This window comes from Duganella sp. FT27W, from assembly GCF_009295655.1.
GTDB lineage: Bacteria > Pseudomonadota > Gammaproteobacteria > Burkholderiales > Burkholderiaceae_D > Rugamonas > Rugamonas zoogloeoides.
On the sequence record NZ_WHIV01000003.1, the window covers coordinates 142,486 to 154,301 of the forward strand.

Below are 11,816 nucleotides of genomic sequence, written 5' to 3' on the forward strand. Positions count from 1 at the left end.
GTTCAATTCTCTGGTGCGGTATTGGAGGCGCGTTGACGCCGGATCGTGCCGCTGGCGGCGCTGGCATCGGGATACAGTTTCAGGACCTGGCGTACGCGTCCATGTTGCAGCACGACCTGGTCCTTGCCTACCTGGACCAGGGTTGCGCCATTGATCTTGTCGCCCACGCGCAACGCCTGGCCGTCGATCACGGCCACCTGGCGGCCATGGTTGCCATTCAGCACAGACTGCAATTGCGGGCCGCTGCGCACTGGCGCCGCCTGCGCGCCGGCGACCAGTTGTGCCTCGGGCGGTGGCCGGGTGGGGTCGGCCAGTTGCGCCCGGGCCGGCCCGCCTGCGCAAGCCAGCGCCAGCAAGAACGCTGGCACAAGCGCCGATAAAAGGGCCCTGACGCGCGCTGGTACAAGCACAGGCACCAACGCCGGCAACCACGCCTGTGCCTGTGCCTGTGCCTGCGCCTGCGCCTGCGCCAATCGTGGGGCGGCAGCCATGCGAACGGTGGCCCCGCTCATAGTTTCATCCATTTCTCATCCAGGCTCAAGGTGTAGAGCGTGAGGGTCAGGCGCGCTTCGGGATACTGCTGGGCGTCAAGCCTCGCACCGCCCCAGAACAGTTGCACCGGCAACGCTTCCAGCGCCTGCATATAGTTGATCATCTCCAGATAACTACCCTGCACCACGATTTCCACGCCGTGCCGGTACAGCAGTTCGGGCGCCTTGACCTCGGCGCCGGCAACACTGCCGGGGCCCGGTTGCGCTACTGGCAGTGGCGCGGCTGCCGGTGCGCTGGTCGGCGCAGTTGTTGGCGCAGCAGTCAACGCACCTGCTGGCGTGGCAGGAGGCGGCGTCTTTTGCAAGGCCGCCTGTTGCAGGGCCGGTTCCAGCGCGGCCGCCGGGTCCGGGGCCTGGAATTCGGCAGGCGCGGCAGGCGCGGCCAGCCCGGCTGCTTCGTTCATGCCGGTGACCGGCAAGGTCCGCAGCGACACCAGTTTCAACTTGCCTCCTTGCAGCAGGTGTTCAAGCAGCGGCGCGATTTTCTCCGGTGCCACCAGGCCTTTTTGCACGGCCACCAGCTTGGCGCCGATGCTGTCGATCTCGGCGCGGGCCTGCTGCAACTGCGCGCGCGCCTCGGCATCGGGATCGAGCACGAAACCCTGGGCACGGGCGGCAATTTCCGTGTTGATGCCGCTGACCTGGTTTTGCTGCTGCTGGATTTGCGCCAGCAGCGCGGTCTGCCTGGTCAGCAGCGGTTCCACCGCCATGGTGTACAGCAGGAACAGGATCAGGCCGGTCGCGGCAACGAACACCAGCGCCCGCTCGCGCAAGGTCATCGCGTCGAGCTTGGCACTGACCTTGTTCCAGGTATTTTTCAATTGCTTCATTTGGCCTGCACTCCCGTCGATTGCAGGCTGAACTGCACGTACGGCGCCGCCGTGATGCCGGTGGCCGGTTGCGCAGTCACCGGTTGTACTGCCGCGCTGGACGTTGGCGATATCACAGGCGCGGCTGCCACGTCGGGCCGGCCGATATCGAGGCTGGCAAAGGTTTTACCCTGCATCACCGGCTCGGTTTTCAGGCGGCCGATGTATTGCGGGATCAGGGTCGGTTGCATGGCGCGGCCCTGCAAGCCGATCCCGGTGCCGGCGCCGGTGATGGTGACGCCGGTCAGCCACAAGCCGGTGACGTTCTGGCGCGCGAAGGCGCGGAAGTAAGCGGCATAGCCGGCGCTGTTGCCCAGTGTGCCCTGCTTGATGAACTCTTCCACCCGGCGCAGCGCCGCCAGTTCGGTCTGGGCCTGGACCACGCCGGTGGCCAGCGCAGCACTTTTCTGGCGCGGCGCGAACTGCCGGTTGGCATCCTGCAAGCGCCGCTCGCGCTCGGCCAGCAAGGTCTTGCCGCTGGCTGCGCGCTGCTCCAGTTGCTCGACATTATGACTGGCGTACCAGGTCATCAGCAGCGTGCCGAGCACGATGGCGCCCAGCGCCTCGGCCATCGGCACTGCCGTAAAAATCTTCTTCTGCTTGAGGAAGATCGGGTTGAACAGGTTGATCTGCTGGCTCACAGCACCACCTCCTCGTGCCGCAGGGCCGCGCCCAGGGTCAGGAAGAAGCGCTGCTGCTGTTCCACTTCGCGCAAGGCTGGCACCTGGCTCAGGTCGAACACGTCCTCCAGGCCCATGGCCTCGACCGGCGTGTACAGGTTGGCGGCCAGGTATTCGTGCAGTCCGGGCGCGCCGGTGGGTGCGAGCAGCAGTTTTTTGACGTTCACATAATTGAACTGGCGGTCAAAGTGGTCGAGCGAGCGCTGCAGTTCCAGGGTGATCTTGTCGAAGCAAATTTGCTGTTTGTCGGTATCGGGTTCCAGCAGCTGGGCGATGGTGACGTCGATGCGGCGCGACAGGTACAGCTCGCCCTTGAAGGTAATCGTCAGCAAGCCGCCGTCGCCGTCGAACGAGAGCATGGCCAGGCCACGGCCATCGACTTCCAGCAGCGCCGAGATATTGCGCTGCGCCAGGTCGGGGATGTCGATCACCGTCAGCGCCAGCTGGGCTTCGGCAAACAGCGCCTGGCGCGCCTGGATCACCGCGTTGCGCGCGGCCACCGCGAACATCGAATGGCCGCGCGACATGCCGTTGGGATCGACCGGGATATCGAGCACGTCGATGGTGGCGTCATCGACATGAAAGTCGAGCATGTCCTTCAGGCGCCAGCGCACGGCGGTTTTCAGTTCGTCCTGCGGCACGTTGGGCGCCTCCACCGTCAGCAGCTGGTATTCGCCGCCGCCGAGCATGGTGCCGAGCTGGTAGTTGGCCAGCTTGAGGTCTTTCGCGGCGCGTTCGAGCGACGCTGGCGCGCGGCTGTCAGCGGCAGGATGGAAAGCGGACAGTTCCACCACGGCCTTGCCGTCGCGCACACGCTGGATGCGGGCAGCGCAAAGTCCGTCGCGCAAAAAGGAGACGGTAATCCAGCCTTCCTTCTTTTTAGTTCTTGTGAAAAATCCCATGCGCGTGCTTCTCTGTGGTTATGTCATTGATTATATTCAACTTACGGCAGATCTTTACAATATTTGACATTCATGCCGTAAAAATACACATTTTTCCGTGCAGCTTGTTTCTTTCACGCTGCGCCGCGATCCCGAGTCCCTACAATTGCGCCCTCACCACGCGCTGGATATAGTCGGGACTGTTCGTCGGCGCGGGGCAAACGGCGCCAGGCGCGCCGTTGCACGCGGTCGAAGTAATCGTGATGCGGCCGGCGGTCGGGTCGGCCCCGCCACCTGCCGCGCCAAAGCCGGGCGACGGTCCTTCGCAGCGCACGGTGACGGTAAAACCAGACAGCGTGGTATTGACCGGCAGCGCGAAGGTGCTGATTTGCGCGCAGTTGAAGTTGCGGTCTTGCAGCTGCCTGAACAGCGCCCACTCCATGCCTGCCCGCGCGGCCTGGTAGGCGCGCGCGCCCAGCTCGTCCTGGGTGCGCGTGACTTGCTGCGTACCGGTCAGCGACACCACCGCGACGGCCAGGCCGGCCAGCACCACCAGCAGGAAGATCGCGGTCACAATTGCCACGCCGGATGCCTTGCGTGGCATCGGCCGGTGGGCAAGTCGTTTCATGGAGTGCATGGTCATGGCGTATTGTCCACGTGGATTTGATGAATCAAGGTCACCGTTTCCAGGCCGCCGTCCGGCCTGGTACGGCCCAGCGTGAGGGTCAGGCCTACCAGCGCCGATTGCCGATGGGCGTTGCTTTCGATGGTGACATCGCACGCCACGACATTGTTGGCCAGCAGCGCGCCGGCAGCGGCGGTTGGCGCCGATGGCGTCGTGCTGAACGTGGCCGCGACTGAACGCGTCAGCGTGCCGGTGCCGCTGGCGTTGCCGGCGCAGCGGAAAATCACCGGCTTGCCCACCACCTGAAAGCGCTGGTCCGGCGACATATTGGCCAGGCGCGGCGTGGCCGCGTTGGCCGGCACCGCAAACGGATTGGCCACTGTGGACACCGTGCTGCCGGCGGGCAGATCGGCCGCCGCCAGGCTGCTGAAGGTGATGTTCTGGATCGTCTGCGCGCCTGCCGTCACTGTCGGCAGGCCGGTGATGCGCGCCAGGTTGGTCCCGGCATAAGCATCGCCATCCTGGAAGCCCGCGCCCAGGTTGTAAATTGCCAGGTAATCCTGGCGCGCTGGCGGCAGCTGGATCGGCTGCACGCTGCCCACCACGCTGAAAGTATTGGCGGCGAGGCTGGTAAAGCTGAGCGGCGTGCCGTTGACCGTGCTGTCTTCCACTGACAGGTAGCGGCCGCCGCCGAAGGTGGGGATGAATTCCAGGTATAGTACGCCGCCGTTCTGATCGCTGGGCGGCGTCAGGCGGGCGCTGTTGGGCAGGGAGGCGCGGATTTCGCGCGCCATGCGGCGCAGGGCCAGGTCGGCGACGTCGGTCATCTCGGCGCGGCCGGCGCTGTCGAGGTAACTGGTAACCGGGCGCCGGATGAACAGTACCAGGGTGCCGGCGATGATGGCGGTGAGCACGATCGCCACGATCATTTCCACCAGCGTGAAACCGCGCTGGGGGCGTTTGAAAACCATGTTGGGCATGAGGTTCGGCGTCATCACGGCACCAGGTTCGGCGCGTAGCGCGTGCGGTAGCCGTCGAGGCGCACGAAGTCGTTGGCGCCGGTACCGTAGGTGGTGACGATGGTGATCTGCAGCGCGTTCAGTGCGCCGGCGCCGGACGCGACGGTCGCACCGGCAGGCCCCAGCGCACCTACGTAGTTGAGCGTGACGGTGGAGCGGATGGGCGCCAGCGAAGCCCTGCCCATGGTGTTGCCGCTGCTGTCCACGCCGAGCGGACGGCCGTTGATATCGATGTCCACACCATCGACATTGGCAAAGGTGGACTGAGGAGTGCCGGCCACCGTTGCATATTCCGCGACATTGCCGTACGGGCGCGTGGCGCCGCCCGCGCGCGCGCCGATTTGCACCGGGAAGGCGCAGGCGGCCTGGTTGGCAACGGTGTCGGCGTTCGGATCGGCGGGGGTGCAAAAGCTGAAACGCGCCAGTTGGACTTCTTCCATCAGGGCTTCGGCGATCATCAGCGCCTGCTTGCGGCGCAACGGTTCGGCACTCTGGCTGTTGCTGAGGTTGATCACGCCGATGATGCCGGCCGCCGCCACCCCCATGATCATCATGAAGACGATCAGTTCGATGATGGTGACGCCGCGTGCACGCCTGGAAACCCGCCTAGAAAACATAACCGGTTTCCGCCTCGATATTGAGCGTGGCGCGCTGGTTGCCGCTGTCGACGTTGAGCGTCAGCCTGGCAAAGCTGGAGGTGCCGCCAACGGTGTCGTTGCGGTTGAACGGCCGTCCGGCCGAATCGAAAAAGAAAAATCCGCTGTCAGCCATTTCATTGCGCGCAGCCGTGCTGGCAATGGCCACCGATGTCGGACGGCCGAGGCAGGCCCAGTTGGCGATGTAAAGATTGTTGGGAGCGATGCAGAAAGCGCGCGTGGCGGTGGTGCCATTGTTGGCGCCACCCGGCGCCTGGGCCAGGGCGTCGGCCGTATTGCAGACCGGACCCACAGCGGAGGTCCCATCAACGACAGGATCGACGCAGACGGCGAAGCCGTTGGGCGTGGAACGCACGAAAACAGGGCGGTTTTGCGCGATGGCGAGCTTCTGGGCGTAGCGTATCAAGGCTTTGGCCTGATCCGCATACGCCCTGGCTTCGAAGACCTCGCGGTCGAAGAACCGGCTTCCGGCCACCGCGCCCAGGATGCCGATCAGGACCATCACCATGATCAGCTCGACCATGGTGAAGCCGGCGCGGTCAGGGCGCGTGCCTTCGTGATGCCGGGACATCGACTACCCTCACCTGCCGGCTGGCGATTAGCGGCAGTTGGCTGCGGTTGGTGCTAACGACACAGTTGGCGGCGTGTTGGCAGCAATCGATTGGGTGTACGACACGAAGCAGTTGACGGCGGTAGCAGTGCCGGCGATGCCACGCGGCACCACTGCGAAGCCATTGGCTGGAATTACCGGAGTCGTTGCGGTTGCAGCGGTAACAGCAGCGCCTCCGAGAAGAAGCGTGTAGTCATTGGCATTCAGACCAGCTGCATCAAACAAGGTCTGGCCAGCGAGCGGATAACCGTTGGCGTCCATCTGTACGGTAATATTCTCGAACGTAACGTTGGCTGGGTTGACCAGCCAGGCACCGCGCGCCGTAGCGGCAGTAGACGCCAGCGAACCGCGTACCGCATTCAGCGACGCCACGCGGGCATCACCGCTCAGGTTCGTAAACCGTGGCAATGCCACCGCAGCCAGAATACCGAGGATCACGATCACCACAATCAGTTCAATCAGGGTAAAACCCGATTGGGCGCCACGGGCGCGGGTGACAGACATCGCTTGCTTGTTCATTAAACTTCTCCAAATCGGACATTGAATGAGGAAAGGCGACGCCCTCTGTCGTCAGGCTTTCACTTGCTCGATGTCGATACCGACCACCGGGCCGGCGCCAGTTCCCACAGCGCCAGAGGTGTTGAGCAAGTGCAATAATTTTACCTTGAATTTCAGGCGCATAGTCTTTGGACCGGAAAAAGTTTCTGAATTATTTAACAAATACACGACGCTTTTGTCGCTGCGGTCGAAACACCAGTTACCGGCGCCAATCTGCTCGTCCGAGGGGGAATAGTATTCTCCTGCATAATTGACAGGCTTGCTCTTTAACCAATTGAATGGATTTTCTTCGGCCAACATCGTTAAATCTAAACTACCACCCGGCAACTTAGCTTGCTCGACGCGAATTTGCAGCGTGGATCTCAAGTTGGCAACAGTTGTTTGCAAAGAAACACGCTCGGCCTGCACCTGGTAATACGCCATGCGGTCGAGCAGCACCGCCGCCAGCACGCCCACGACCATCACCGCCACCGCGAATTCCAGCAGCGTGTAACCGCGTTGTTTTGGCGTCACAAATATTGTCATCGGGTTCATGGTGGCGCGCCTAGTGCGGCAGCGCCGCCTTGCCCAGGTCCCAGATCGGCAGAAAAATACCGAGCGCCAGGATCAGCACCATGATGCCGAGGAACACGATCATGATCGGCTCGATCTGCGCCGACAGGGTCTTGAGCTCGTAATCGACTTCGCGCTCGTACATTTGCGCCACCTCGTCCATCAGGTCGTCGATGGCGCCGCTCTCCTCGCCCACGGCGATCATTTGCAGCACTACCGGGGTGAACACGGCGGCAGCGGCTGCCGTGCGCAAAATGCTGTCGCCGCGCTCCACGCCGTCGCGCATCTGCTCCACGCGCGCCGACAGGTAGGCGTTCTCGACCGTCTGCGACACCACGGTCAGCGCCTGGACGATGGGCACGCCGCTGCGCGAGGACAGCGCGAAGCTGCGGGCAAAGCGTGCCAGCGTGGCCTTGAGGATGATCTTGCCGGCCACGGGAATGGTCAGCTTGAACTTGTCCCAGCGATAACGCCCGCCAGTCGTGCGCACCCAGCTGCGGAAACCGAAGATGCTGACCGCCGCAATCGCCGCCAGCAGCGGCCAGTAGCGCACGGTGAAATTGGAGAAGCCGATCAAAATGCGCGTCATCAACGGCAACTCGGCGTGCATGCTGGCAAACACGCCCGCGAACGCCGGAATCACGAACATATTGACCACCACCATGGCAGCGATCATCGCAAGCACCACGAAACTCGGATAGCGCAGCGCGGTTTTCACCCGGTCGCGCATGTCGCGGTCGAATTCCAGGTGGTCGAACAGGCGCAGGAACACTTCTTCCAGGCGACCGGTCATCTCGCCCACCCGCACCATCGACAGGTAAAACGGCGTAAACACATCCGGGTGGCGGCGCATGGCGGCCGACAGTTCGCGGCCGGAATCGAGCGACTCGCGCAAATCCTTGATCACCTTGCCGAACGATTTGCTGACCGCCGACTCCTGCAAACCGGCCAGGCCGCGCATGATCGGTACGCCGGACTTGAGCAGCGTATACAGCTGGCGGCTGAACAGTTGCACGTCCATCGACGTCACCTTCTTTTCCAGCAGCTTGGCCCACCAGCCTTCGCCATCGTCGGTCACGCGCTTCTGGGTGACAGTGATCTCGATCGGCGTCACACCCGTGTTGAACAGCTGGTCGGCCACGGCGCCGCTGTCGGCCGCTTCCAGCACACCTTGCATCAGTTCGCCGCGCGCGTTGCGGGCCTTGTAGGCGAAATACGGCACGTCATTCCTCGATCTGGTTGCTGATGCGCATCGCTTCCGCGATGGTGGTGCGGCCCTGCACCACCAGTTGCACGGCGTGGCGGCGCAGGGTTTCGCCAGCCATTTGCTGCTTCGCCACTTTCAGGAAGTGCGACGGATTCGGATCGTTGGCGGCATCGACCACGGCGCGCGTCATTTCCAGCAATTCATAGACGCCGGTACGGCCGCGGTAGCCCATGCCGTTGCAATGCGAACAGCCCTTGCCGTGGAAGTAGCGCGCCATGTCCACCTTGTCATTCAGTTCCAGGCTCAGCCATTCGCGCTCGGACGGCGTCGGTTCGTACGGGGTGGTGCAGCTTTCGCAAATGGTGCGCACCAGGCGCTGGGCCAGCACCGCCTGCAGCGAACTGCCCACCATGTAGCGCGGCACGCCCATGTCCATCAGGCGCAGCGGCGTGCTGACGGCGTCGTTGGTGTGCAAGGTGGACAGCACCAGGTGACCGGTCATGGCGGCGCGCAGGCCGATTTGCGCGGTTTCCTGGTCGCGCATCTCGCCCACCAGCACAATGTCGGGATCCTGCCGCAGCGCCGAGCGCAGCACGCGGGCAAAGTCGAGCTCGATCTTTTCGTTGACCTGCACCTGGTTGATGCCGGAAAGCCGGTATTCGACCGGGTCTTCCACCGTGATCAGCTTTTTCTCGACCGAATTCAGTTCGGCCAGCGCGCAATACAGCGTGGTGGTCTTGCCGCTACCGGTGGGCCCGGTCACCAGCACCAGGCCGTTGGGACGCTGGACGATGGCGCGGAATTTTTCCACCAGCGCGCGCGGCATGCCGATGGCGTCGAGCCGCAACTGGGTGCCGCCCTGGTTCAGCAAACGCATCACCACCGATTCGCCGTACTGGGTGGGCATGGTCGAAATACGCACGTCGATGCGCTGGTTGCGCACGCGTACGGCAAAGCGGCCGTCCTGCGGCAGGCGCTTTTCCGAAATATCGAGCTCCGACATCAGCTTCAGGCGCAACGCCAGCGACGGCGCGATCTTGATATCGGTTTCGGTCTGCAGGTGCAGCACGCCGTCGATACGGAAGCGGATTTGCAGCCGCCCCTCTTGCGGCTCGATGTGGATGTCGGAGGCGCGCACCTGGGCGGCATCGTCGAACACCGACTGCAGCAGCTTGACGATCGGTGCTTCCTCCAGGTTGGGGTTGGCGGCCAGCGCGCCGAAGTCCACCGAGACATCGCCCAGATCCTGTTCGAGCTCGCGCGCCAGGTCGGAGATGTCCTCGGTGCGGCGGTAGATGCGGTCGATTACGCCCAGCACCTCGGTCTCGTTGACCACTGCCAGCTCGATCGGTTGCTTGACGATGCGGGCGATCTCGTCGTACGCGAACAGGTCGGTCGGATCGGAGATGCCGACCAGCAGCGTTCCCTGGCGGTCTTCGAGCACCAGCGCGCGGAAGCGGCGCGCCTGGGTCTCGGGCAAGCGGCGCACGATCTCGGGATTGACGTTGAAGAATTTCAGGTTCAGGTAAGGAATGCTGAGCTGGCGCGCCAGCGCATTGGAGATCTGTTCCTCGGTCACGTAGCCGTTCTCGATGAACACCCGGCCCAGCTTGCGGCCACTGCGCTTTTGCTCGGTCAGCGCCAGGCCCAGTTGCTCTTCCGACAGCAGCTTTTGCTGTACCAGGATTTCCCCCAGCCTGACTTTTTCCGGCCTTGCCATACCTGCTCCTTGTTAGATTCGGGCGGGCATCAAAAAATACCCTAAGACAACTTGCCAGACATTCTAGACGAGAATGTGACATTTGCGATGAAGAAAGACGAAACGATGTCGCATTCCGCGCACGGATACGCTACAGTGTTACCTTGTTTCCCACCGGCTATTTTCCCCCCGCATCGATGACTGAAACCGCCCTGTGCTTCCAGCAAGTTGTCAAACGCTATGGCCAGGCCGGCGTGCTGCAAGGAGTCGATCTGGCGGTGCACGCGGGCGAATGTTTCGGCCTGGTGGGCGTGAATGGCGCCGGCAAGACCAGCCTGATCAAGTGCCTGCTCGATTTCTGCGCGCTCGACGGTGGCGAGATCGCCATTTTCGGCCAGCCGCACGACCGTCCGGCCAGCCGCGCGCCGCTGGGCTTCCTGCCCGAGCGCCTGACGCCACCTTACTACCTGACCGGCGCCGACTTCATCAAGTACCTGCTGACCTTGCAGGGGTTGAAGGTCGATGCAACGGCAGTGGCCGCCATGCTGGCCGCACTCGACCTCGACCCGGCCGCGCTGAAAAAAACCGTGCGCCATTATTCGAAAGGCATGACCCAGAAGCTGGGCCTGGCCGCCTGCCTGCTGTCCAATAAACGCCTGTACGTGCTGGACGAGCCGATGAGCGGCCTCGATCCGAAAGCGCGCGCGCTGTTGAAACAGCAATTGCGCGCGTTACAGCAGCGCGGCAGCACGGTGTTTTTCACGTCGCACGCGCTGGCCGACGTCGATGAACTGTGCGACCGCATGGCCATCCTGCACGACGGCGCGATCCGGTTTACCGGCACGCCGGCCGAGTGCCGCGCGCACCATGGCGCCGAGACCCTGGAGCAAGCCTTTCTGGCCAGCATCGCATGATGGCGACCACGGCAATGTACCAGGAACACTTCGGGCTGCGCGAAACGCCGTTCGGCATCACGCCCAACCCGGCGTTTTTTTACTCGGGCAATATGCGCGGCGACATCCTCGAGGCGCTGCTGTACGCGGTGTGCCACGGCGAAGGCATCGTCAAGGTGACCGGCGAAGTCGGCACCGGCAAGACCATGCTGTGCCGCATGCTGGAAAGCCGCCTGCCCGACCATATCGAGGTGATCTACCTGGTCAACCCGAATGTGAGCGCGGTGGAAGTGCAGTATGCGATTGCGGCCGAGCTGGGCCTGGCCACGCGCGGCTACCGGGTCGATGAAATCCAGCGCGCCGTGCAGACGCACCTGATCGGCCTGCATGGCCAGGGCCGCAACGTGGTGCTGCTGGTGGAAGAGGCGCAGGCCATGCCGCTGGATACGCTGGAAGCGATCCGCCTGTTGACCAACCTGGAGACGGCCAGCAGCAAGCTGCTGCAAATCGTGCTGTTCGGCCAGCCCGAGCTGGACCGCCACCTGGACTTGCCGTCGATGCGGCAACTGAAGGAACGCATCACCCACAGCTTCGAGGTGCCGGCCCTGGCGCAGTCGCTGGTGGCGGAGTTCCTGGCGTTCCGGCTGACAGCGGCCGGCCATGACGGCGCTCCCGTGTTCAGCAGCGATGCAGTGCGGCTGATCGGCGACGCCTCGGAAGGCATCGTCCGGCGCATCAATATTTTGGCGGACAAGGCGCTGCTGGCGGCGTTTGCCGACGATGCGGCGACGGTGGAAGCACGGCATGCCCGGCTGGCGATTGCCGAGTCGCCGTTCCGGTCGTACCGGTCTGCGCGCCGGGCACGGTTTGCAGGCTTGCAACCACGCACTGTTGTAATGGCGTGTTTGCTGAGCCTGCTATTTGTTGCAATCTGTTGGAGCGTCCTTGCGACGGCTTCCGAATTGTAAGATCATGATCGTTAAAATTGCAAATTTACAATATCCTGCAGTGTCACC

The 11,816-nt window shown here is 63.3% G+C and carries 14 protein-coding genes; 2 read left to right on the forward strand and 12 right to left on the reverse strand.

Translation table 11 applies throughout. From position 1 onward, the window contains the following. Positions 1–2: 2 nt before the first annotated feature. From F8197_RS28580 to F8197_RS12510, 12 genes are all read right to left on the reverse strand, one after another. The gene (locus tag F8197_RS28580; RefSeq protein ID WP_193333420.1) at positions 3–512 is read right to left on the reverse strand and encodes a hypothetical protein; all 510 of its coding nucleotides are present in this window, start codon (positions 510–512) and stop codon (positions 3–5) included. Further along, complete coding sequence (locus F8197_RS12460) at positions 509–1,381, reverse strand: type II secretion system protein M (RefSeq protein WP_152882158.1); 873 nt, start codon at positions 1,379–1,381, stop codon at positions 509–511. The genes F8197_RS28580 and F8197_RS12460 overlap by 4 nt, the downstream gene beginning before the upstream one ends. After that, positions 1,378–2,061, reverse strand: a complete 684-nt coding sequence (locus F8197_RS12465; RefSeq protein WP_152882159.1) for an MSHA biogenesis protein MshI — start codon at positions 2,059–2,061, stop codon at positions 1,378–1,380. Before F8197_RS12465 ends, F8197_RS12460 begins: the two co-directional genes overlap by 4 nt. Next, positions 2,058–3,002, reverse strand: a complete 945-nt coding sequence (locus tag F8197_RS12470; RefSeq protein ID WP_193333421.1) for an agglutinin biogenesis protein MshI — start codon at positions 3,000–3,002, stop codon at positions 2,058–2,060. Before F8197_RS12470 ends, F8197_RS12465 begins: the two co-directional genes overlap by 4 nt. 139 nt (positions 3,003–3,141) lie before the next feature. Next, the gene (locus F8197_RS12475; RefSeq protein ID WP_152882160.1) at positions 3,142–3,624 is read right to left on the reverse strand and encodes an agglutinin biogenesis protein MshP; all 483 of its coding nucleotides are present in this window, start codon (positions 3,622–3,624) and stop codon (positions 3,142–3,144) included. Further along, positions 3,621–4,601, reverse strand: a complete 981-nt coding sequence (locus tag F8197_RS12480) for a type II secretion system protein (protein ID WP_152882161.1) — start codon at positions 4,599–4,601, stop codon at positions 3,621–3,623. The genes F8197_RS12475 and F8197_RS12480 overlap by 4 nt, the downstream gene beginning before the upstream one ends. Continuing rightward, complete coding sequence (locus tag F8197_RS12485) at positions 4,601–5,242, reverse strand: type II secretion system protein (protein WP_152882162.1); 642 nt, start codon at positions 5,240–5,242, stop codon at positions 4,601–4,603. The genes F8197_RS12480 and F8197_RS12485 overlap by 1 nt, the downstream gene beginning before the upstream one ends. After that, positions 5,232–5,852, reverse strand: a complete 621-nt coding sequence (locus tag F8197_RS12490) for a Tfp pilus assembly protein FimT/FimU (RefSeq protein WP_152882163.1) — start codon at positions 5,850–5,852, stop codon at positions 5,232–5,234. Before F8197_RS12490 ends, F8197_RS12485 begins: the two co-directional genes overlap by 11 nt. Before the next feature lie 27 nt (positions 5,853–5,879). After that, complete coding sequence (locus F8197_RS29280; RefSeq protein WP_304506165.1) at positions 5,880–6,410, reverse strand: type II secretion system protein; 531 nt, start codon at positions 6,408–6,410, stop codon at positions 5,880–5,882. Positions 6,411–6,461: 51 nt separating this feature from the next. Continuing rightward, positions 6,462–6,983 (reverse strand): type II secretion system protein, encoded by a 522-nt coding sequence (locus F8197_RS12500; protein ID WP_152882164.1) that lies wholly within the window; start codon positions 6,981–6,983, stop codon positions 6,462–6,464. Between the two features lie 10 nt (positions 6,984–6,993). Next, positions 6,994–8,223, reverse strand: coding sequence for a type II secretion system F family protein (locus F8197_RS12505; RefSeq protein WP_373996859.1), 1,230 nt, complete (start codon positions 8,221–8,223; stop codon positions 6,994–6,996). A 1-nt stretch (position 8,224) separates the two neighbouring features. Continuing rightward, positions 8,225–9,928, reverse strand: coding sequence for a GspE/PulE family protein (locus tag F8197_RS12510; protein WP_056148378.1), 1,704 nt, complete (start codon positions 9,926–9,928; stop codon positions 8,225–8,227). 176 nt (positions 9,929–10,104) lie between these two features. Between F8197_RS12510 and F8197_RS12515 the strand changes: the two genes are divergently transcribed. After that, complete coding sequence (locus F8197_RS12515; protein WP_152882165.1) at positions 10,105–10,821, forward strand: ABC transporter ATP-binding protein; 717 nt, start codon at positions 10,105–10,107, stop codon at positions 10,819–10,821. After that, positions 10,821–11,768, forward strand: coding sequence for an ExeA family protein (locus F8197_RS12520; RefSeq protein WP_227012223.1), 948 nt, complete (start codon positions 10,821–10,823; stop codon positions 11,766–11,768). The genes F8197_RS12515 and F8197_RS12520 overlap by 1 nt, the downstream gene beginning before the upstream one ends. Positions 11,769–11,816: the final 48 nt, after the last annotated feature.

Coding starts and splice junctions, on each gene's coding strand:
- F8197_RS28580 (WP_193333420.1), bottom strand. CDS start 512: ATGAGCGGGGCCACCGTTCGCATGGCTGCCGCCCCACGATTGGCGCAG.
- F8197_RS12460 (WP_152882158.1), bottom strand. CDS start 1,381: ATGAAGCAATTGAAAAATACCTGGAACAAGGTCAGTGCCAAGCTCGAC.
- F8197_RS12470 (WP_193333421.1), bottom strand. CDS start 3,002: ATGGGATTTTTCACAAGAACTAAAAAGAAGGAAGGCTGGATTACCGTC.
- F8197_RS12475 (WP_152882160.1), bottom strand. CDS start 3,624: ATGACCATGCACTCCATGAAACGACTTGCCCACCGGCCGATGCCACGC.
- F8197_RS12480 (WP_152882161.1), bottom strand. CDS start 4,601: ATGACGCCGAACCTCATGCCCAACATGGTTTTCAAACGCCCCCAGCGC.
- F8197_RS12485 (WP_152882162.1), bottom strand. CDS start 5,242: ATGTTTTCTAGGCGGGTTTCCAGGCGTGCACGCGGCGTCACCATCATC.
- F8197_RS12490 (WP_152882163.1), bottom strand. CDS start 5,852: ATGTCCCGGCATCACGAAGGCACGCGCCCTGACCGCGCCGGCTTCACC.
- F8197_RS29280 (WP_304506165.1), bottom strand. CDS start 6,410: ATGAACAAGCAAGCGATGTCTGTCACCCGCGCCCGTGGCGCCCAATCG.
- F8197_RS12500 (WP_152882164.1), bottom strand. CDS start 6,983: ATGAACCCGATGACAATATTTGTGACGCCAAAACAACGCGGTTACACG.
- F8197_RS12510 (WP_056148378.1), bottom strand. CDS start 9,928: ATGGCAAGGCCGGAAAAAGTCAGGCTGGGGGAAATCCTGGTACAGCAA.
- F8197_RS12515 (WP_152882165.1), top strand. CDS start 10,105: ATGACTGAAACCGCCCTGTGCTTCCAGCAAGTTGTCAAACGCTATGGC.
- F8197_RS12520 (WP_227012223.1), top strand. CDS start 10,821: ATGGCGACCACGGCAATGTACCAGGAACACTTCGGGCTGCGCGAAACG.